14 protein-coding genes are annotated in these 23,208 nt (G+C 52.7%); 9 read left to right on the top strand and 5 right to left on the bottom strand.

The window, feature by feature from the left end; all coding sequences use genetic code 11:
* Positions 1–27 precede the first annotated feature (27 nt).
* Entirely contained in the window at positions 28–1,437 is a 1,410-nt protein-coding gene (gene dnaA, locus NT073_RS30235) for a chromosomal replication initiator protein DnaA (RefSeq protein ID WP_297382158.1), read from the bottom strand.
* A gap of 354 nt (positions 1,438–1,791) precedes the next feature.
* Here dnaA and NT073_RS30240 point away from each other — a divergent pair, with 354 nt between their 5' ends.
* From NT073_RS30240 to NT073_RS30250, 3 genes are all read left to right on the top strand, one after another.
* Positions 1,792–3,087, top strand: a complete 1,296-nt coding sequence (locus NT073_RS30240; protein WP_297381634.1) for a methylmalonyl-CoA mutase family protein — start codon at positions 1,792–1,794, stop codon at positions 3,085–3,087.
* A gap of 21 nt (positions 3,088–3,108) precedes the next feature.
* The gene (gene scpA, locus NT073_RS30245; protein WP_297381636.1) at positions 3,109–5,283 is read left to right on the top strand and encodes a methylmalonyl-CoA mutase; all 2,175 of its coding nucleotides are present in this window, start codon (positions 3,109–3,111) and stop codon (positions 5,281–5,283) included.
* Between the two features lie 108 nt (positions 5,284–5,391).
* Positions 5,392–7,623, top strand: coding sequence for a S41 family peptidase (locus NT073_RS30250; RefSeq protein ID WP_297381637.1), 2,232 nt, complete (start codon positions 5,392–5,394; stop codon positions 7,621–7,623).
* A gap of 44 nt (positions 7,624–7,667) precedes the next feature.
* Here NT073_RS30250 and NT073_RS30255 read toward each other — a convergent pair whose 3' ends face one another.
* Entirely contained in the window at positions 7,668–8,681 is a 1,014-nt protein-coding gene (locus NT073_RS30255; protein ID WP_297381638.1) for a LacI family DNA-binding transcriptional regulator, read from the bottom strand.
* 247 nt (positions 8,682–8,928) lie between these two features.
* On the opposite strand from NT073_RS30255, the gene NT073_RS30260 reads away from it, so the two are divergent.
* The 4 genes from NT073_RS30260 (at position 8,929) to NT073_RS30275 (ending at position 16,171) form a co-directional block, all read left to right on the top strand.
* Positions 8,929–10,302, top strand: coding sequence for a Gfo/Idh/MocA family oxidoreductase (locus tag NT073_RS30260; protein ID WP_297381640.1), 1,374 nt, complete (start codon positions 8,929–8,931; stop codon positions 10,300–10,302).
* Between the two features lie 48 nt (positions 10,303–10,350).
* Positions 10,351–13,329: a TonB-dependent receptor gene (locus NT073_RS30265; protein ID WP_297381642.1), complete on the top strand. Its 2,979-nt coding sequence runs from the start codon at positions 10,351–10,353 to the stop codon at positions 13,327–13,329.
* Positions 13,330–13,341: 12 nt separating this feature from the next.
* Positions 13,342–14,793, top strand: a complete 1,452-nt coding sequence (locus NT073_RS30270) for a RagB/SusD family nutrient uptake outer membrane protein (protein ID WP_297381643.1) — start codon at positions 13,342–13,344, stop codon at positions 14,791–14,793.
* A 73-nt stretch (positions 14,794–14,866) separates the two neighbouring features.
* Complete coding sequence (locus tag NT073_RS30275; protein WP_297381645.1) at positions 14,867–16,171, top strand: DUF3472 domain-containing protein; 1,305 nt, start codon at positions 14,867–14,869, stop codon at positions 16,169–16,171.
* Between the two features lie 74 nt (positions 16,172–16,245).
* On the opposite strand, the gene NT073_RS30280 is transcribed toward NT073_RS30275, so the two are convergent.
* Positions 16,246–18,267 carry a tetratricopeptide repeat protein gene (locus NT073_RS30280; RefSeq protein ID WP_297381646.1) on the bottom strand — a complete coding sequence of 674 codons (2,022 nt, stop codon included), beginning with the start codon at positions 18,265–18,267 and terminating at the stop codon, positions 16,246–16,248.
* Positions 18,268–18,392: 125 nt separating this feature from the next.
* Between NT073_RS30280 and NT073_RS30285 the strand changes: the two genes are divergently transcribed.
* Entirely contained in the window at positions 18,393–19,262 is an 870-nt protein-coding gene (locus NT073_RS30285) for a DNA/RNA non-specific endonuclease (RefSeq protein WP_297381647.1), read from the top strand.
* A 99-nt stretch (positions 19,263–19,361) separates the two neighbouring features.
* On the opposite strand, the gene NT073_RS30290 is transcribed toward NT073_RS30285, so the two are convergent.
* Positions 19,362–20,447 carry a fatty acid desaturase gene (locus NT073_RS30290; RefSeq protein WP_297381648.1) on the bottom strand — a complete coding sequence of 362 codons (1,086 nt, stop codon included), beginning with the start codon at positions 20,445–20,447 and terminating at the stop codon, positions 19,362–19,364.
* Positions 20,448–20,606: 159 nt separating this feature from the next.
* A complete protein-coding gene (gene gnd / locus NT073_RS30295) occupies positions 20,607–21,503 on the bottom strand; it encodes a phosphogluconate dehydrogenase (NAD(+)-dependent, decarboxylating) (protein WP_297381649.1) in 897 nt (298 codons plus the stop codon).
* Between the two features lie 308 nt (positions 21,504–21,811).
* On the opposite strand from gnd, the gene NT073_RS30300 reads away from it, so the two are divergent.
* Entirely contained in the window at positions 21,812–23,188 is a 1,377-nt protein-coding gene (locus tag NT073_RS30300; RefSeq protein ID WP_297381650.1) for a tetratricopeptide repeat protein, read from the top strand.
* The last annotated feature ends 20 nt before the right edge of the window (positions 23,189–23,208 follow it).

Below are 23,208 nucleotides of genomic sequence, written 5' to 3' on the forward strand. Positions count from 1 at the left end.
TATCCCGATTCAGTTGGCCGGTTCCATTTATTTGAACTGGCCCTTTAGCTTCTCAATAATATCACGGGTTTCGGCATGTTTGGCGACCAGATCACTTACCGTTTGTACGGCATGGATGACGGTGCTGTGGTCACGCCCGCCAAAATGGTAGCCAATGGATTTCAGCGACAGGTCGGTTTTCTCTTTGGCCAGATACATAGCAATCTGCCGGGGATGAACCAGTTCGCGTTTTCGGCTTTTCGCTTTCAGGTCGGCAATGGTTACGTTGAAAAAGCTGGCAACGGCTTCCTGAACCGAGTCGATCGTAACTTCCCGATCGGAGTCGACAACGATGTTGCGCAGGGTTTGCTTGGCCAGCTCAAGGTCGATTTCCCGCCGGTTGAGTGATGCCTGCGCCATCAGCGACACAATGACGCCCTCCAGTTCCCGAACGTTTGTATTGACACTATGCGCCAGGTACTCGATCACATTGTCGTCAATATAAATCCCTTCGGCCTGAAGTTTTTTCTGAATGATGGCGATACGGGTTTCGAGGTCGGGCGTCTGCAAATCGGCCGATAACCCCCACTTAAAACGCGACAATAGCCGATCTTCCAGCCCGTCCAGTGCCCTCGGTGCCCGGTCGGAGGTCATAATAATCTGCTTACCGGACTGGTGGAGGTGATTAAAGATGTGGAAGAAAATCTCCTGCGTTTTCTCTTTCTTCTGCAAAAACTGCACATCGTCGATCACCAGCACATCGACCTGCATATAAAACGAGGTGAAGTCGCGAATACCATCCGAACGGACGGCATTCAGAAACTGGTTCGTAAACTTCTCCGACGTAACATACAGGACAAACTTGCCCTGGTTGTTATTCTTGATAAAGTTACCGATGGCCTGTACCAAGTGGGTTTTACCCAGCCCCACCCCGCCATAGATCATGAGCGGATTGAACGAGGTTACGCCCGGTCGCTCGGCAACGGCATAACCTGCCGATCGCGCCAGCCGGTTACAATCACCTTCCACATAATTGTCGAAGGTATAGCTTGGATTCAGGTACGAGTCCAGCGTTAGCGAATCGAGGTCTTTGAGCTGGAACGGACTCTTCAGAATATCGGGGTTGACATTGTCCGGCTTGGAGGTGTGCGTCGATTTGGTAGTGGGCACATTAACCGTAAGCGGCCGGTTCTGCTCGTTGCCTTTATCGACAATGATGGAGTATTCGAGCTGGCCATCGCGTCCAATAGCGGTGTCAAGGGCTTTACGCAGGGCGTGTACGAAGTTTTCCTCCAGCCATTCGTAGAAAAACTCACTCGGTACCTGAATGGTCAGGACATGACCATTTAGCCGCAGGGGAACAATTGGCTCGAACCATGTATTAAAACTCTGTTCGGGGACAATCTCCCGTATGACATTCAGACAGCGATTCCACACCGTCGTTACTTCACGCTGCATGCCGGTCTGAGGAGTTACATTCACGGGTTTATACTTCTGTTACGTTGGGGGCCGTCAAAAAAGGGAGACAAATGTATGAAAATATCTGACCGGCCCATACTGCCTAGGTCACGTTTTTCTGACTTATTGGTCATTCTTTTAATGGTATGCTAAAAATACGCTATTCGAACAGAAGGGCAATGCCGGATGAAAATACCTTTGAATAATGCAATCGGGCTTATAGCAAATGCGTGAAATTTTTGCCTTATCTCTGTAAAAAAGAAAAACAGTACTTTTACCGGTATCTCGCACTAAACAAACCTGATGGTGTCTTCTTTTTCAACGATATTCCCTTCCACCAGCAAATCAGACTGGATGGCGCAAGTACTCAAAGAGCTTAAGCCCGCTCAAAATGGCGCTGAGGCCATGGAAAGTCTTCGCTGGCACAGCCCGGAGGGATTTAGCCTTGACCCTTACTTTACCGCCGAGGAACTAACAGGAACGACTTCGGTAAAAACGGTACAAGCGGCCCAAAAGCAGCTGCCGGGATGGCTCAACGCTCCGGAAAGACTGGTTACCGGCGACAAATCAGATAACGAGGGGCTGCGGAACGCCCTTGCTCAGGGTGCCGATGCACTTGTGCTGTCGATGCCCGCGCATATCAACTGGACAACCGAGAATCTTACCCGTTTATTGAACGGCATAAAACTGAGCGACATACCGGTTTTCGTCCGGCTACCTGCCGAGCAGACTGCTCACTTCATACAGGACCTCAAAAGCGTAGCTCCTTATCAGCTTAAAGGTGGCCTGTTGACTGCTATCAGCGAGTCGACCGCAACCATAACCCGCCAGACACTCGACTCACCCCAGTTTCGTACTATCTGCGCCAGTGGTCACGCGTTTCATAATGCCGGAGCCACGGCCACGCAGGAACTGGCCTTTACCCTGGCTTCATTAACTGATACCTACGATCAGCTGACCGATGCCGGACTGGCCCTTGAGCAGCTCATTCCCAAAACGGTAGTGTCGATGTCGATAGGTACCAGTTTTTTTCTTGAAATTGCCAAACTTCGGGCCCTGCGTGTGTTACTAAACCGCCTGATAGCGGCTTATTCCCCATCAATCAGGCAGTCGACTTTCTTTATTCACGGCCAGACATCGACGTTTTACGATGCTGCGGCCACGCCCAATACTAACCTGCTTCGGGCTACTACTGAGGCTATGGCCGCCGTTATAGGTGGGTGCGATGCACTGACCGTACACCCATACGATGCCGTTTTGGGCACTTCGGCCGATTCCGATCTATCTACCCGCATGGCACGGAACATCTCACTTCTGTTGCGGGATGAATGTTATCTGGATAAAGTGGCCGACCCGGCAGCTGGCTCGTACTACATAGAAATCCTGACCGATAAACTGGTCGAATCCGCCTGGACGCTCTTTCTGACAGTCGAAGAAAAGGGCGGGTATGCCAAAGCCATCTCCGCTGGATTCATACAAACTGAACTGGACAAAGCTTATCAGGAAAAGGTTGAGGCAGTACAGGCGGGCAAGGTGCTGGTGGGGGTTACGAAGTTTCGATTCAACGAACCCGGCTCTGCGTCCTATAAGCCGCCGATAGCTCCTGAAACAGCATTGCCATACCGTCGATTAGCTCAACCATTTGAATAAACTTTAGTCACCGTACCTGTCATGAGACCCGACTTTAAGACCATCCAACTCTCCCCGACGGCCGATAATGCCTTACCCGATGATCAACTCTCGTCCGTGCGTTCCGACCGTGCCTTCCCGACTGCCGAGGGCATCAAATTGAAGCCGCATTTCACACGGACCGACCTGCAGGCTGCCGATCACCTGAACTATGCGGCCGGCATTCCGCCGTTTCTGCGGGGGCCATACGCCAGCATGTACGTCCGTCAGCCCTGGACAATCCGCCAGTATGCCGGCTTTTCGACCGCCGAAGCCTCAAACGCTTTTTACCGGCGTAATCTGGCCGCCGGTCAGAAGGGCTTATCCGTGGCCTTTGACCTGGCGACTCATCGGGGTTACGACTCCGATCACCCACGTGTGATAGGCGACGTAGGCAAGGCCGGGGTAGCGATTGATTCGGTCGAAGACATGAAAATCCTGTTCGACCAGATACCCCTCGACCAGATGTCGGTGTCGATGACGATGAATGGGGCCGTACTGCCCATTATGGCCTTTTTTATCGTAGCTGCCGAAGAGCAGGGCGTGCCACCGGAAAAACTGGCGGGTACAATTCAAAATGACATTCTGAAAGAGTTCATGGTCCGGAATACCTATATCTACCCACCGGAGCCATCCATGCGCCTTGTGGGCGATATTTTTTCGTACACGGCCCGGCACATGCCTAAGTTCAACTCCATCAGTATCAGCGGCTATCACATGCATGAAGCGGGCGCACCAGCACAGCTTGAACTAGCCTACACCTTGGCGGATGGACTTGAGTATATCCGAACGGGCCTGCGGGCGGACATGGGTATCGACGATTTTGCTCCACGTCTGTCGTTCTTCTGGGGTATTGGCATGAATCACTTCATGGAGATTGCCAAGCTCCGGGCGGGGCGACTGCTCTGGGCCAAAATTGTAAAGCAGTTCGACCCGAAAAACGCAAAGTCACTCGCCTTACGCACCCACTGCCAGACCTCAGGCTATAGCCTGACTGAGCAGGACCCATTCAATAATGTAGCCCGAACAACCATCGAAGCTCTGGCTGCGGTGCTCGGGGGTACGCAGAGTCTGCATACCAACTCGCTTGACGAAGCCATTGCGCTGCCAACTGATTTTTCGGCTCGCATTGCCCGGAACACCCAGCTTTATCTACAGCATGAAACTGACATCACCCGCGCTGTCGATCCTTGGGGCGGATCGTATTATGTCGAATACCTGACTAAAGAACTGGTCGAAAAAGCATGGGCGCTCATTGAAGAAGTAGAACAACTGGGTGGCATGACAAAAGCCATTGAAACAGGTCTGCCAAAACTTCGGATTGAAGAAGCCGCAGCCCGAAAACAGGCCCGTATCGACTCCGGCAAAGACATAATTGTGGGCGTCAATCGGTACAAGCCTTCTTCGGAAACAGACATAGAATTACTCAATATCGATAATAAAGCGGTACGTGAAAGCCAGCTGAACCGACTCAAAGACGTTCGGGCGAAACGGGATAATCAGAAAGTGGAGCAGGCTCTGAATGCCATAACCGAAGCGGCCATGACTCCGCCCCAACCCTCCCCCGAAACTAATGGGACGGAGAAAAATCTTCTGGCACTCGCTGTAGAAGCAGCCCGGCACCGCGCTACTCTTGGGGAAATTTCTGACGCTATGGAAAAAGCATTTGGTCGCCATAAGGCCACCATCCGGGCCGTATCCGGCATCTACTCAGCCGAAGTATCGGACGATGAAAACTTCCGCATCGCCCGCGAAATGAGCGACAAATTTGCCGAACTCGACGGTCGGCGACCCCGAATTCTGGTGGCCAAGATGGGCCAGGACGGTCACGATCGGGGTGCCAAGATCATCGCTACGAGTTTCGCTGACCTTGGCTTCGACGTCGACATGGGGCCACTTTTCCAGACACCCGACGAGGTAGCCCGGCAGGCGGCAGAAAACGACGTGCATATTGTGGGCGTATCGAGTCTGGCTGCGGGGCACAAAACGCTGGTGCCGCAACTCATCGATGAGCTGAAAAAGATTGGCCGCGACGATATTATGGTCATTGCCGGGGGGGTCATCCCGGCGGGCGATTACCAGTATCTGTACGATGCGGGCGTTAAAGGCGTATTTGGTCCCGGCACGGTCATCTCCGTAGCGGCTCAGAAGATTCTGACGGAGTTGATGGCGGAGTAGAGTTTAACCCATAGCCATCCGTTAATATTTCCTAATTTACTAAACCCAACAGGTAGAGTTTGCCGTATGGTCTCGTTTGTGAGTCAATAGCCAACACCCTCAACCTGTATGGTAAACCCTTATCTCCTTCTGCTCGCCTACCTGACCAGCCTCTCTCTCTACGCACAAACAGATAACTTCGGGTTTGAACAACGTACCGCTACCGGACAGCCCGTTGGCTGGAATAGCCTTAGCAACGATTACCTGTTCACCCTCGATTCGTCGGTAACGCACGGCGGCCGGTATGCGCTTCAGGTTGCCTATAAAAATAGTGGCACGTTCGGGGGTAGTCACTGGCGGATACCGGCCACCTTTGCGGGCAAAAAACTCACACTGAAAGCCTTCATCAAAACCAGCGGTACGGGTACTGAGCCAAACACCTACGCAGGCCTGTGGATGCGAATCGACGATGCGGCCAGCAAGGCGCTGGCATTTGACAACATGGCCAGCCGGGGTATAAAAGGTACAACCGACTGGCAGCAAGTCACCATTACCCTCGCCATGCCCGACGAAGCCGCCAGTATTCATATGGGGGGAATACTGGTCGGCAAAGGAACCGCCTGGTTCGACGATGTTGAACTGACGGTCGATGGAACGCCCGTCGAAAATGCCCCGGTAAAGGTAGTGAAACTCATGAAAGCCCAGACCGATACAGCTTTTGCCAGTGGTTCGGGCATTGAACTTACTTCACTCACCAAACAGCAAATCGACAACCTGGATTTGCTGGGTAAAGTATGGGGGTTTGTCAAATACTACCATCCTGCTGTGGCCGAAGGCAAGCATAATATGGATGCCGAACTATTTCGCGTGATGCCTCCCCTATTGAAAGCAACGTCTACGACCCAGCGAAACGAAGTGTTACTAAACTGGCTGAACACATTTGGCCCAGTAAAAGCGACCGCCAAAGAGCCCGACACGGCGCAGGCGGTTCTACGCCCAGATCTCGCCTGGCTTACAGATGTAGCCCGGCTGGGTGAGCCTTTACAGGCACAACTAGCGGCCATTCGGCAAACCAAACGCCCGAACAAGTCCTATTACATCAGCCTGTTTCCGCAGGTGGGCAATCCCGAATTTAAAAATGAACTGCCTTACCGACGGATGACCACACCGGATGCGGGCTACCGGCTTTTGTCGCTCTATCGCTACTGGAACATCATTCAGTACTTTTTCCCTTACAAGCACCTCATCGGCGAAGACTGGACCAAGGTTCTGCCGACGTCCATTCCGGCCTTTGTCAATGCCCGTGATTCGCTGTCGTATCGACTGGCCGCGCTATCCCTCATCGGACGAATTCACGATACGCACGCCAATGTATGGGGCGACCCAATTATTCGGAAGGAGTATAAAGGAGCCTTCTTTTCGCCCGTTCAGGTCAGGCATATCGAGAATCAGTTCGTGGTTACTAATTTCTTTAACGACTCGCTGGGCAGATTATCGGGGCTAAAGCTGGGCGATGTTGTTACCTCTGTCGACGGGGTTTCGACTAGCTCACTCGTGCAACAGCGCAAGCCTTATTATCCCGCTTCGAATGAACCCACCCAGCTTCGCGATATTGGTCGTGACCTGTTGTCGGGTCATACAAACACGGTTCGGCTGGAAATTGAGCGAGCAGGAAAAACGCAGACAGTCGTTTTAAATCGGTATAAACCAGGGCAGGCGCAGTTCAGCGATCGCATCGATTACAGCAGTTTCCCCAAAGACAGTTGCTATCAGCTCCTCCACCCGGATATTGGGTACCTATTCCTGGGGAACATAAAGGCCAGCAAACTGCCCGACATCATGCGGCTGTTCAACAGCACCAAAGGTCTGATTATTGATCTGCGGTGCTACCCATCGGAATTTGTCGTTTTTTCGCTGGGTAGGTACCTCACTACCCCTAAGCTGTTCGCTAAGTTCACGGCAGGGAGCGTGGAAACGCCCGGCCTTTTCCGATGGCAGTCGCCCATCTTGGTCGGTGAGCGTGGTGTGCGGGAGGCTTACAAGGGTAAAGTCGTTATTCTAGTCAATGAGATGACCCAAAGTTCGGCGGAGTACCATACGATGGCCTTCCGACAAGCACCTGGCGCTATCGTCCTGGGCAGTACAACCGCTGCGGCCGATGGCAACGTCTCTGCTTTCTATTTGCCCGGCGGTCTGTCAACCATGATCAGCGGCATTGGCGTGAACTATCCGGATAGCCGCGAAACCCAGCGCATTGGCGTAGGGGTAGATGTGGAGATGCGTCCCACCCGTCGGGGCATTGAAGCTGGCCGTGACGAACTTCTCGAAAAAGCCATAAGCCTGATCCGGCAAGAGAAGTGACACCACGCCCATCAGCGGTTCGATGCAAATCAATACCCTCTTCGCTACGAAACCGCCCGGACAACCAGTTCCGGTTCGAGCATGATCCGATGAAAGCCTGACTCAACTTCGCCCGAATCAAGAACGGATAGTAAAATATCGACGGCTTTGCGGCCAATCTGATACGGATGCTGTTCCACCGACGCCAGGGGCGAGTGGTCCATGTAGGCCGTTAGGGGAAGGTTGGCGAAGCTGACAAACGAAATGTCAGTATTGATGCACAACCCATTTTTTCGACAAACCTGCATGGCGTCCAGGGCCACATAATCATTGAAAGCCAGTACGGCATCGGGTGGGTGGCTGGCGCTCAGCAGTTGGGTCATTTTCTGGATGGTATCTTCCGGGCTCAGGTCGACCCGTTTCACCAGCGCATTTTCGACTGGCAGGTTCTCGGCTAGCAAGGCCTTGATGTAGCCTCTGTACCGATCTTCGCTGGCTACCAGCGGCTGCGGGCCGTTCAGCAGCGCTATTCGTTTGAACCCACGCCCGGCCAGCCACCGGGTTGCTTCCATCGCGCCTTTCTCCATGTCGCAGCCTACCTGATGCGTATCGATATTGGGCGGAATCCGGTCGAACAGCACCACCGGAATGCCGCGGTCGATCAGATCCTGCACATGATCGAACTGCCGCGACTCTTTAGCCACCGACAGCATCACCCCGTCGACCTGAGTTCGGGTCAGCATGGCCAGTATCTGCTGCTCCCGTTCGAACAGATCGTGCGATTGATACAGGGCTACCGAATACTGGTGCGAAAACGCCAGCTCTTCAACGCCATTGACAACTTCAGAGAAGAAGTTTTCCCGGATTTCAGGCAGCACCATAGCAAACACGCCAGTTTTACCCCGGCGCAGATTACGGGCTGTCTGGCTGGGCGTGTAGCGCAGTTGGGCCGCCAGGTCCTGCACCGCTCTGCGCGTCTTCTGCCCGATGCGCGGACTATCCTGAAGTGCCCGCGACACACTGGACGGGGAGATCTTTAATCGACGGGCAATTTCCTTGATCGTAATCGCTTCTTTCATACGTTGAGCTGATCGCTTGCATAAAATAGCCTTTTCGGCCTTTAACACAAAATTAACGTCAATTTAAGACAAACGTTTGCGCACGGCAGGACAAACGTTTGCGCAGAGTATCGGGCGCATTATTGTCAGCTTCAGCTGTTTCCGGCTATTTAGAATAGAAAGTCTTGCGGCTAACTTCAGTCATTAATCAATTCGGCCTGACGGTAACCTGTTCAGGCTTGATCTTCTGACTAACCCCTCGTTACTTATGTCTCTTCCAACTCGACGCTCTTTCATTCGAACGGCGGCCCTGACCACGGCTGCCGTTCCGCTCATGCCTTCGCTCTATACGACCGCTCAGGCTGGCAGTCGACCACCGGCTTTATCAAAAGTACGGCTGGCCTTCATCGGCGTTGGTCTGCGCGGACGCAACCACCTTCAGCAGGCCCTTTACCGGTCCGATGTCGAAGTGACTGCCCTCTGCGATATTTCGGCCGATGCCATCGCCAAGTCCAACGCCATGATTGAAAAGGCAGGTCGTAAAATTCCGCCCGCCTATACCAAAGGCGACGAAGCGTTTCTGGACATGCTCAAACGGGACGATATCGACGGTGTCGTGATTGCTACCCCCTGGGAATGGCACACGCCCATGGCCGTTGCATCCATGAAAGCGGGTAAATACACCGGACTCGAAGTATCGGCTACGGTTACGCTGAAGGAGTCGTGGGATCTGGTCAATACGTACGAGAAGACTAAGTCGCACTGCATGCTGCTGGAGAATGTCTGCTACCGGCGCGATGTCATGGCCATTCTTAACATGGTACGTCAGGGTATGTTCGGCGAGATGACCTACGCGCACTGCGGCTATGAACACGATCTGCGGAACATCAAATTCAACGACGGTACCGCCCGTGGCGTCGGCGCTGAATTCGGCGAAAAAGGGTTCTCGGAAGCCCATTGGCGCACCCAGCACTCCGTCGACCGGAACGGCGACCTATACCCCACGCACGGCCTGGGGCCGGTGGCCCACTGGCTCAACATCAACCGGGGCAACCAGTTTGTCCGGCTGACGTCCATGGCGACTAAGAGCCGGGGCCTGCACAAGTATGTTGTGGACAAAGGCGGGGCCAATCACCCCAATGCCAAAGTGAACTTCAAACTGGGCGACGTGGTGACCACCATGGTCGAATGTGCCAACGGCGAGAATATCGTCATCATCCACGACACGAACTCGCCCCGCCCCTACTCACTGGGTTTCCGGGCGCAGGGTACGCAGGGAATCTGGATGGACGACGGCGACACCATTTATCTGGAAGGCGTCAGCCCCAAGCCGCACCAATGGGAATCGTTCACCCCGTACCAGGAAAAATACGACCACCCGCTCTGGAAACAGCATGCCGAAACGGCGCAGAATGCCGGACACGGCGGCATCGACTTTTTCGTGCTGCGCGGCTTCATCGAATCCATCAAAAATCAGGTAGCCCCGCCCATCGACGTCTACGATGCCGCGGCCTGGAGTGCCATCAGCCCGCTGTCGGAGCAGAGCATTGCGGGCGGCAGTAAAGCCGTCGACATCCCCGATTTTACCCGTGGCAAATGGAAGACCAACAAGCCCATCTTCGGCCTTACCGATGTGTACTGATTTTCGGTTGATTTCATAAAGACACCAATCCAACTCCATCTTATTCGTATGAACAGCACGTTTATGTATGTACAGACGCTGGTCTGTCCGCCCGCCCGCTGGCTGCTGGCACTAGGGCTCTTTCTGCTTAGTATCACCAACCATGCCCAAACCGCGGGCAATCTCAGCGGTACCGTTGTCGATTCGGAAAACGGACAGGGACTGCCGGGTGTCAATGTAGTGGCCAAGGGGTCAACGCGGGGGACCACTACCGACGGGAACGGCCGCTATCAGTTGACTGGCATTCAGCCCGGCACCGTTCTGGTATTCAGTTCCGTTGGGTACACCTCGCAGGAAGTTGCCGCTGGCAATCAGACGACCATCGACCTGCGCATGGTCAGCGACAACAAGAGCCTGAACGAAGTGGTGGTACTGGGCTACACATCGACCCGCCAGAAAACCCTGACCGGCTCCGCACAGGCCGTTAGTGCGAAGGAGCTAAAAGACGTAACGGCCAACAATGTGGGGCAGTTATTACAGGGAAAAGCCGCCGGTGTGTTCGTGGGCAACAGCTCCGGCGACCCGCGTGTGCCGCCTAAAGTGCTGGTTCGGGGGATTGGTACACTCACGGCCAGTTCCAACCCGCTTTACGTAGTCGACGGCGTAATTGGCGGCATTCCCAACCCCAGCGATATCGAGTCCATCACCGTGCTTAAAGATGCGGCTTCTACGGCTTTGTACGGTGCCCGGGCCTCCAACGGAGTCATTGTGGTGACCACCCGCCGGGGCGCATCGGGCAAAACTCAGGTTACGGCCCGGCTGAACAAAGGCGTTGGTTACCTGAGCCTGGGCAATTTCAGGCTCCTCAACGGTCAGGAGCTGTACACCCTTCAGAAAGGCGTGTACCAGCGCGACCAGCCCAACGGTAACGTCAATGATTACCTGCCCACCCCCGAAGCCAACGCCAATACGAACTGGTTCGACATCGCCTTTCGCCCCGCCACCAACACCCTGGCGGAGGTTAGTGCATCGGGCGGAAGCGATAAAACCCGATTTTTCCTGAGCGGCAACTACTATCAGGAAGAAGGTATCCTGAAAGGAACGGGCCTGAATCGGTTTGGCTTACGGCTAAATTTCAGCCATAACCTCAGCGAGAAGTTCCGGGTGAGCCTCAACAGCGCCGGTACCTACACCCGTGGGTACGACAACAGCAATGGCTCGCTGTACGGCGCCTACACCTACCTGCCCTACGATGACCCGTACGACAACGGACAGCCGTACAACCCGATTACCGGTGCCAAAAAATGGTACGGGCGCGATAACGCTAACTTCGTATACAATCAGCCATTCAACACGTTCAAAGAAAATACCTTTGCGGGAGATGTGCTCTTTAAAGCCGAATACGACCTGCTGCCCTGGCTTTCGCTCTCGACAACCAACCGCGCCCAAACCAACTATTACGGCAGCGAAAGCAGCCAGGATTTGCGGGGTAATGCCGCAGCCGACGTGCTGGGCCGGTTAACGGACTACACCAGCCGCGACTACAACCTGCTCACCTCCAATCTGCTTCGGTTCCGGCACAGCTTTGGCGACGGGCACAGCCTGGACGGACTGGCTGGTTATGAATACCAGACCTATTATTTCGAATCGCTGGGCGCAACGGGAAAGGGCATTTTCTCGGGACTGAACATTCTGGACGCAACCTCCCAGCCAGAAAGCATCAACGGCACCAAAACCGATAATGCTTTTGCGTCTTACCTGTTCCAGGCCAACTACGGCTATAAGGAAAAATATCTGGTGACAACCTCGTTCAGGCGGGATGGCTCCTCGAAGTTCGGGCGCGACCGTAAATACGGCAACTTCTACGCCGTGGGTCTGAGCTGGATTGCCTCCAACGAAGCCTTCCTGAACAACAACCCGACGCTGAACAACCTTAAATTCCGGCTCAGCTACGGTACTACGGGCAATGCCGACGGTATCAATGATTATGCTTCGCAGGGGCTGTATAACCTCACGGGTCAGTATGCGGGGGTGCCCTCGGCCTATCCTACCCGTATCGAGAACCCCAACCTGTCGTGGGAAGTATCCAACAACGCTAACTTCGGTGTGGACGCTACCCTCTGGAACCGGCTGAACGTTACCGTCGACCTCTATAACCGGCTGACCAACAACCTGCTGTTCAACCGACCGTTGCAGGGAACCAGCGGCTACGCGTTCATTACGGAAAACATCGGAGCCGTACGCAATCAGGGACTTGAGGTGGTGTTATCGGCAGATATCCTGCAAAAAACCGCCCTCAAATGGCGCACCGAAGTGAACGTCGGCATGAACCGCAACGAACTGACGGCCCTCTACGGCGACCGTACCTTCGTGGCCAACGGGCAGCGTCCGTTTGCGCTCGACAAGCCGCTGAACAGCTGGTACATGCGTCGGTGGATGGGCGTCGATGCACCCACCGGCGACCCGCTCTGGCAAAAGGTCAATGCTGACGGCACGACCGCCACGACCAACAATTACAACGAAGCCACGCTTCAGTTCATCGGCAGCAATGCTAACCCAAAACTGTTTGGCGGTATTCGTCAGGTGCTCAACTGGAAGAACTTCGAGCTGAACGCTTTCTTTACCTATGCAGCCGGGGTAACGCTCTACAACGGCGACCGGAACCTGTTCGACAACGACGGGGCCTATGACCGGTACAACCTGATGGCCCTGCAGGACGGCTGGAGCCGCTGGGAAAAACCGGGCGACATCGCCACTCACCCAAAATACGTGATCGGCGGCAATAAAAACGCCCAGCGCCCGTCGTCGCGTTTCCTCGAAAACGGCAATTACCTCCGGCTTCGCAACGTCAGCCTAAACTACGACCTGCCCAAAGCCCTGGTCAGCAAAGCCCACCTCGGCAGCGTCCGGCTGACGGCATCGGGCGATAACCTGTTTACAGTCACGAAATTTTCGGGTATCGACCCGGACGTGGCAGAAACGGGTGAAGTCGGGACGAAATACCCCTTCAGCAAGAAATTTGTCTTTGGCGTTCAACTCAGCTTTTAAGCAACCGCATTTATGAAATCTTATTTTTCCCGTTTTACGCTGCTGGGCCTGCTCGTTCTGGCGGGGGCCTGCAGCATCGAAAAAAAGCCCTACAACGGTCTGGCGGAGGATGCCATTCTACAAAATGCACAAGGACTTCGGGCCGCTACAGATGGCAATTACACGTTCATAAAAGATTCGGATTACACCCGTAATCTGTACATCATGAACGAATATCCGGGCGATAACATCACCCTGAGCGGCACCACCACCGATCCCCTGTTCCTGACGTACACCTACCGTCACACCTCCGACCAGGCCAACGCGCTGGCCATTTACCGGAAGGGCTATCAGGTCATTGTGGGCTGTAATAAAGTGATTGTCGCCATCAAGGAAGGCACTTCGCCGGAGCTTGATCAGATTCTGGGTGAGAACCTGTTTCTGCGCGCTATGGTGCATTTCGACCTGGTTCGGCTGTTTGGCCGCCCGTACACCCAAAGCCCGGAAACGAACCTCGGCATCATCATTAAAACCGACGCCAAAGCCGACGACAACGCCAGCCGCAACACGGTCAAAGAGGTGTATACCTTCGTGCTCAGTGAGCTTCAGCGGGCCGCCAAACTCATGACCTCTTTTCGCACAAGCAGCTACGCCAGTCCGGCATCGGCCAATGCACTGCTTTCGCGGGTGTACCTGTACATGAACGACAATGCCAACGCCATCAAATATGCCGATCTGGTTATTGCTGATAGCCGGTTTGCGCTGGCAACACCCACGCAGGTGCCGGATTTTTACACGCTGGAAAACGAGCAGAACCGCGAGGTTATTTTCGCGATCAAGCATACACTGAAAGATGACCGCACCTGGAGCGCCATTGGCTCCATGTATTACACATCGCCGGGGGGCGTTGGCTGGGGCGAAGTGTATGCCTCGCAGGAATACCAGGATCTGGTCAACAAATACCCGAACGATAAACGCCGGTCGTTTCTGGTCAGGAAACTGACGAGTCAGGGGCTTCAGGAAAAGCGCAACGGTATTGATAAAGTGTACATTACCAAATTTTCCAACCAGGGCGGTATCCCTACGCTAAGTTCGCCCGTTGTGCTGCGGCTATCGGAGATGTACCTGAACCGGGCCGAAGCGTACGCCAAACAGGGCGATGCTGCCAAAGCCCTCAGTGATGTCAATCTGATTCGCCAGCGGGCGGGGCTGACTGGTACCGAACTCTATACTGCGGCAGATCTGAAAGGCTTACCTTCGGTGCTCGACGTGGTGCTTCAGGAACGTCGGCTGGAGCTGGCTTTCGAGGGGCATCGCCCCTACGATCTGTTCCGCAACAACCGGAGCCTCACTCGCAGCTATCCAGGCTTTCACAACACCCAGAACGGGCAGCAGACCGTTTTGCCGGACGACAAGCAAGTGGTTAACCTGATTCCGGAATCGGAGATCGTACTGAACAAAAACCTTCGGCAAAATCCGCTTTAAGTCAGCATTTATCGAATGAGGGAGCTACCTTGCCCACGGTTCCCTCATTCACCGTTTTCGTCCTGTCTTATCCATGATCGCACTCCACTGGCTGCAACTGGGCTGTCTGCTCCTGACAACGGTTGGCCCCGCCACCACCCGCCCCCATCATGAACCGAACGAAGTACGGGTTCCGCTTGGCGGCAATAGCTGGGTGACCAATGCACCATCGTTGGCGGCTACTGTCTCGAAAGAGGGCCTGACAAACTGGTCGAGCCCGGCCAGTACGGTCGATACGTACGTGCGGGTTGCCCAAACGGGCACGCTGCATCTGTCCATCAACCTGCGCGTTCCCACCGGTAAGAGCCGATTGCGGATCACTTTGCTGGGAAAGTCGAAGGACATCGATGTGCAGGGTAGCACATTTATAGATTACCCGCTCGGCCAGTGGACGATTTCGAAAGCGGGTTATGTGAAACTGACGTTGCAGGGAATCAGCAAGACTGGCGCAACCTACGCCGACGTAACCAATTTTGGTATCAGTGGCCCAGTCGTCGATGAGCAAACGGCTTTTGTCCGCAACAACGACGGCAATTTTTTCTACTGGGGTCGGCGCGGGCCGTCGGTGCATCTGCGCTACGCCGTTCCCGAGGGTATCGACGCCGAATGGTTCTATAATGAGATAACCGTTCCCAAAGGGAATGACATCATCGGGTCATATTACATGGCCAATGGCTTTGGCGAAGGGTATTTCGGGATGCAGGTCAACTCACCCACCGAACGCCGAATCTTGTTTTCTGTTTGGAGTCCGTTTCAGACCGATAACCCCAGCCAGATTCCGGCCGACCAGAAAATTCTGCTTGATCGCAAGGGCGAGCAGGTTGTCACGAATGAGTTTGGCAACGAGGGTTCAGGCGGGCAGAGCTACCTGCGCTACAACTGGGTAGCCGGACAAACTTACCGATTTCTGCTGCATGGCAAACCCGATGCAGGCGGGTACACAGCCTATACTGCCTATTTTATGCCAGCGGATGGCGCTCGCTGGCAACTGATCGCCAGTTTTAAACGCCCCAAAACCACAACCTATCTTAAGTCACTTTATTCCTTTCTGGAAAATTTCACACCCGAAACGGGCAATGTGCAGCGGGAAGTCGAATTCTCAAACCAATGGGTCAGGAGCAAAGACGGAAACTGGCTGGAGTTAACCCAGGCGCAGTTCACGGGCGACAACACCGCGAAGAAAGCGTACCGGATGGACTTTGCCGGTGGGCTTGCTCAGAATCAGCGTTTCTTTCTGCGTAACTGCGGTTTCTTCGATATGTACACGCCCCTTAAATCTGATTATACGAGACCGGCTCAACATCAGGCACCGACGATAGCGCTGGACCAGCTTCCCTGAATGCATACTGGTTTATTTACAAGAAGCCCGATTCTGATCAGAATCGGGCTTCTTGTAAATAAACCAGTATGCCGTTAATACTTATTGATAATTGAATCGGGCAGCGCTTGTACGTCGATTCCCGTGGCCTTCATCAGATTCATGCGGTTGTTCTGCCCATCGACGTAGGCGGGGTTCACCACCATCGAGCGATTGTAGTAATACGATGCCAGTTCCAGTTTCTGCCGGTTATTCTGCGCGATTCCTTCCCCTTGATAAATTACACCCAGATTGTTGTATGCGGGGGCATAAGCGTTGGCCGCCCGGATCGTCTGCTTGTAATAATATTTGGCCGAGTCGACATTAGGCGTAATTTTCTGAAACACGTACGCCATCGAGAAGTACGCTTCACCGAAGCTTGGGTAGATCCGGGTCGATTCCTGAAGATGGTCGAGTGCCCAGCGCCCGTGTTTGTTGGCATGAGCAATGTTTGTATCAATAAGCACCTGTGCTTTTTTGATTTGCTCAGGCGTTGGCCTGGGCTTAATAGCGTTCGTTGCGTTGGCAATGGAATCGGCTTTGGCGCGGTCTTTCAACCCTTTTTCAATCCACTCATTAGCTACGTGCCGCTGTACCTGACAGCTGTTGGGTGCATATGGGAGTGCTGAGTTGAAAAGAACGAAGTTATTTTCCCAGTCGCGGTTGCGCTCAACGGTTTTGAACGAGTACAACCCCGTTACAACCGCCATCAGCCCCAGCAATGGCATGTAGCGAACCAGACGTAACTGGGTTGGGGATTCATTCGCGTCGACCGGATTGCGTACCAGTAACTTCTGCAATGCCCAGACCAGTACAAAGGCAAAACCCATGACGGCGGCATACGTAAAGCGTTCAGCGAAAATACCTCCTCGAATCCAGATGAAGCCAAGTCCCGGCGCCATGGTAACAAAGAACCAGAAAATACCGAATCCCCAAAGTGTGCGTTTAACAAACCCTTTCCAGGTGAGCCAGATTAACCCCACAAAGGTGAAGAAACCCGCCCAGGTCAGCAAATCGCCCTTACCCCCCGATGGAATCACGTTGTACGAATAATCATACACCAGCGGATGCGGAACAATCAGCAGTCGGATGTAGTATTCCAGAAACTTGAACATGGTCGACTTTTGGGTCTTCTCAATAGCATACGGATAATTGGCCCAGTCGACGGGGGGCGTACCGCTGAGGGTACCGATCATTTTCTGTTTCTGGTAAAAGAACAGAGCCGCCACAATCAGGAATGGCCATAGGCTAATGAGCGAATTCCAGAGATTACGGCGGGCAAACCAGTACTGCATGGCCGGAATCAGTGCCAGGCTAACGATGGACGATTCTTTGGAGAGAAAAGCCAGATACAGGGAGGCACAAGCCCCGATTATCCAACCCTGCTGATTCGTTTCCAGATACCGCCAGTAGGACAGCAGCATGAGCGCAATAAACAGAAAGCTCAGTATTTCGTCGCGTCCTTTAATATTGGCAACAATTTCGGTGTGCAGCGGGTGCGCCACGAAAACCAGCCCGATCAGGAATGCCGTAATGGTTTGATTGGTAAGCCATTTCTGCAGCAGTATACCCACTACCAGACCCGTAAGGCCGTACAGGCCCGCATTGATCATGTGGCTGATATTCGGATTATCCTTAAAATACTCCTGCTCCAACGCAAACGTAATCAAGGATAAAGGCCGGTAGTAACCCAGCGAAATATTACTAAAGTGCCAGAACTCGGTGCGAAGCAGGTCTGGAATACCGGCAATACCTTTTTTCACGAACAGATTCTGCCCCACAGCGGCTATATCGTCTAGTGCATACTGATGCCCAAAAGTATTGATATACAGGGCAACACCCAGCAAAGCCAGTACAACGGGAGGCCACCATTTAACGTACCGTTCCTCAATGGGCAAGTCAGTCTTCGGGTCAGTTGATTTTGGTGGCTGGGTACGTACCGATGGGCGCTGGCCGGGTTCGGTGGTGTGGGGCCGACCGGTACTGCCAGCATTCGTCAAAGCAGGTTTAGGAGTAACCGCTCTTTCCTGGGGCGGCCGAGGGTTCTCGTAGCCCTGTGATTGCTTCTTTTTAGCCATAACAGCAGGTATTCGTCAATTGGGTTAATGCTGATTCTTTCCTTTCACAGGCCGGGCAGCTGAAGTAGAGAATCAGTACATTTATGGATTATTTGTAAAGTTCCGCAAGAATGTCAGTAAAATCAATGAAAGGTTTCGATCAACTTAAAACTATAAGCTGGGCGCTGGGTCTGGGTCTGCTGCTCAACGGTTGTCTCAGCGTTCGTCCGTCGTTACCGGGAACAACCACATCCGCCGTTCTAAGCCGAACCGATAACCTCGCCCTGGGCAACCCAAGTAACGCAACTGCCGGTGACCCGGATAATTACCTCATCAGCCGACCCCAGTATACGCTCTCCTACAGCCGCAGCCGTGGCATTGCCAACTGGGTGAGCTGGCACCTCAGTACGGCCTGGAAAGGCGATGCCAAACGAGTAGACCTTTTCCGTCCTGACCCGGCTTTGCCAACAGGCTGGTCCACGGCCCGAACGTCCGATTATACCAACTCCGGCTTCGACCGGGGTCACCTTTGCCCTTCCGACGACCGGGATGCCACGTCCGAAGATAATGCCGCTACCTTTCTCCTTACCAACATCGTGCCACAAGCGCCCCGTCATAATCGTGAAGTCTGGAAGAATCTGGAAGAGTATGAACGGCAGCTTATCAGCAACGGCAACGATGTGTACATTCTGGCCGGTACAAGTGGTACCGGTGGCACGGGTCTTAATGGGTTTGCCACTTCTATAGGCAATGGAAAACTAACCGTTCCAGCCATACTCTGGAAAATACTGATTGTGGTTCCACCCAGTGGTGACAACACATTTCAACTCACCGAAAACACCCGCGTCATTGCGGTATCCATTCCGAATACGCAGGCGGCTGCCGATAAGCCCTGGCGTGCTTATTTAACCAGTATTGATGCCATCGAATCCATGACCGGCTACGATTTCCTTTCAACAGTATCCGTCGATGTTCAACGCATCATTGAAAAGCGAATTGACGGCAGCAACAGCTGACAAGTACAAATAAACAGAGGCCCGAAAAACACAGACAATCAGGAGTTCCTTTTATCGCTGTGTTTTTCGGGCCTCTGTAACCAGCTATGTCACAAACCCTTAGGCCGTAGCAACGCTCACCTGGCTCATAGCCGGAACGTCCATTTTTACCGGTATCCGCTGCGTCCGGCGACGCAGTAACGCAATCGCATCTGCATCGTCGGTAAAGGTATTGTTGATATTGACCATATGCTGAGCCAATACGTCGTACTTACCGCGCATGAGCAGGAAAAACACCTGTCCAAAATCCAGACCGTCGAAGATGATGGCTCGATTCTGCGCGTATTTATCGATTGTTTTCAGGAAAAAAGTCGGGTGTTCAGTCCAGTGCATAGCAGGGCGAACATGGTGGCTGATGTGATACCCGTCATTCCAGCATTTTTTGTTGTACTTTACATTTATGCAGGTGATGCTGTTTTTGTAAGCATTTCCGGGATCTTCACCATCAACAAATGCGTGCTGCGTCCAGTTGCCGAGCATGGCAATCAGGCGGTAGATGACGAGCGGCAACAGAAACACCAACACCGTAGCAGGCCAGTTTATGAAACATAGTCCCACACAAATGACAGCAAAGATAATCTCGCCCGTCAGGGCGCGGGTAGCTAACTTAGCCCGGTTTTTCAGCCGCAGGTAATCCAGCAGGTTCCGCACGCCAACCACGAAGAACCGACCAAAATAAGCCAGGAAGCTCCGGTAGCTGTCACGTTGAAACGTCATTGTGCTGCTGTCATCATCTTCAAGGTTATTTTCGGGATGATGCATGCCAATGTGGTGGCTGTAATACGTTTCGGGGGTGTGTCCAAAAAAGGGTGCCAGTATCCAGGGCAGGTAGTTATTCATCCAGCCATACTCAGGCTTGAAAAACGGACGGTGACTGGTGCAGTGGAGCATCAGACCGAAGGGGCCTTTGAACCTGAAGTTGCTGATAAAAAAATGAACAGCCGCTACAGTCCACCAAATCCAGCCGGTTACGAACGGCATAAATAGAAGAATACTCAGCGGAATAAGGGTTAGACTAATGCGAAGCGTGAGGTAGATAAAGGGCAGATCCCGTTCGTCTTTGATATAGTGAAGAAAAAAACGATCTAATCGGCTGTAATCGCGCCCCTGAAAAGTAGGGTCCTGTAGGGTGCTTAATACCTTCATGTATAAGTACGCTGAGTTGAATTAAGATGTCTAGTAGTTATAAAAAAGGTTCAGGCCTTTCGATTCTCGTTCCTGGCGAACTCGAAGTGACCTGAACCTCTTCCTTTTACCAACGAAATTACGTGAATTTAATTGGATAGTACTTTAGTAAGATAAATTTTATTTTTTCTCAACGGCGTGTCCGCCGAACTCGTTCCGCAGAGCCGCCACGACTTTACCCGTAAAGGTATCGTCCTGCAAAGAACGATAGCGTGTCAGTAAAGACAGTGCAATAACGGGTGTCGGTACGCCCAGATCCAGCGCTGTTTCGAGTGTCCACCGGCCTTCGCCCGACGAGAACATGCGCCCTTTTATGGAATCGAGCTTGGGATCTTTGCTAAAGGCATTCTCGGTCAGTTCCATTAGCCAGCCACGAATAACCGAGCCATGTCCCCACATTTTAGCAACGGCTTCGAAATCGAAGGGAAACTGACTCTTCTCTAATACCTCGAATCCTTCGGCAATAGATTGCATCATACCGTATTCAATACCATTGTGCACCATTTTGGTGAAGTGGCCACTACCAGCCGGGCCGGTATACAGATAGCCGTCCTCCACTGAAATGTCACGAAAAATGCTGTGCAGCGGTTCAATCACGTCCGGGTCGCCCCCAACCATAGTACAGGCACCGTTTAAGGCTCCACTAATTCCGCCACTGGTTCCGCAATCGAGGAAACCAATGCCCTTCTCTTTAAGGTAAGCATGCCGCCGGAGTGAGTCTTTGTAATGTGAGTTACCACCATCAATGATCACATCGCCCGACTGCATAACCGCTAATAACTGGTCAATCACATTATCAATCAACGGACCGGCCGGAATCATCAGCCATAATACCCGTTTTTCCGGCAGCGCATTATATAGTTCCTGCAATGTATTTGCGCCCTGGGCTCCCTCGCCTTTGACAGCATCCACTAACGTTTCGTTAATATCGTAGCCAACAACAGTATGGCCATGATTTACCAAGTTACTAACGAGGTTAAACCCCATCTTGCCTAAACCAATAAATCCAATATTCATAGCAATCAATAATTTGAGCGGTTAAGTTGGCGATTTTCCGGTAATGCCCTGCCCGTATTCCACTGGGAGTCACGGCAGCAGCCGTCTTTGCAGTACGGCCAGTCGCTCAAACATTTGTTGATTGACCTGCGGGCTGTGGGCTGTAGCTATACATGTATATACAACAAGCATATACCCCATTTGTTACCCAAATCAACATAGAAGACATATTTTATATTTAGTATACATATATGTGCCTGTTTATGCATTACTTGTATCAAAAATAGATTCAGGCCGGTATTCTCCATAAATCAACTCATATAATAAACATGAGAACGTTGCACGTATCCCTTCTTTTTCTGTACCTGACTGCGCAGATGCATTCGTCCTTTGCTCAGCCAGCGCAAACGCAAACAGCTACTGATTACTTTAACGAAGGCATTCAGAAAAGTGCCGCAAAAGATTACCCCGGTGCCTTGCAGGCCTTTACAATGTCGATTATCCAGAATCCAGAAAATGGACCGAGTTATTATAATCAGGCACTCACCAAAATCAGTTTGAATGACATTCAGGGGGCTAATCTCGATCTCGATTTAGCCATTGAATTTACCCCCGGCGATGCGAATGCGTACTTATACCGGGGCATAAACCGAACCCGCCAGGAAGACTTCCGGGGCGCTATGCAGGATTTCAACAGAGCTATTGAACTGAGCCCGAACGATGCACTATTTTATTACAACCGGGGCCTCTGCCGACTTCAGATCAACTACACAACCACGGCACTGGCCGACTTTACCAAAGCGGTGACACTGGCACCTAGCGATGTTATGATGCTGATCGCCAGAGGAAACTGCAAAATGCAGTTGACCGATTACAAAGGGGCGCTGGCCGACTATAATCTGAGTCTCGAAAAATCGCCCAACAAACCACTGGCACTGGCAGGCCGTGGGTATGCTCGTTTTAAACTTGAAGATTACAAAAACGCAATTCTCGATTTTAACCGGGCCGTCGAATTAAGCAAAGACGATCCTGAACTGTATTACCGGCGAGGGCTGGTTAAATCCAGGCTAGGTGAATTTGAAAATGCACTTACCGATTTCGATAAAACAGTGCAACTAAATCCCAATCATTTCAGGGCGCTGTTCAGCCGTGGTTTCTGCAAGAGCCGGTTAGGCAATGTGAAACAGGCCGTCGCCGATATCGACAAGTCCATCGAGATGGGTACGGCCAACAAAACCAACAAAGCTTATTACAGTGATTTCATTACGGCCAGTACGCTACAGTTATTCGGCTCGGTTGTTCAGGACCGCTACAAGGCCACGGAATTAGCCGACGACCGTGCGGATGCTTATCTGTTACGAGGCCTCATCCGAAACTCGGAGGGCGATAGTAAGCTGGCCCTGCAAGACCTCAACCGGGTCGTTGAACTAAGTCCAACGAATGCCGAAACGTACTTCATTCGCGGTGTTGTCCGGTCGTCGCTTGGCGATCAGAAAGGTGCCCTCATTGATTGCAATAATACCATCAAATTAAACCCGCGTCATGCCGAAGCGTATTACCTGCGGGGTATCATCCGTTTCGATTCGGGCGATGAAGCCGCAGCCTGCATTGATCTGAGCCGATCGGGCGAGTTGGGCTATTCACAGGCATACAAAATTATCAGTACCAAATGCAATGCGGCCTCCCGGCCAACAGCCATGCGCTAGCGATGGTTTATCGATAAAGG

The organism is Spirosoma sp. (genome assembly GCF_026391055.1).
GTDB lineage: Bacteria > Bacteroidota > Bacteroidia > Cytophagales > Spirosomataceae > Spirosoma.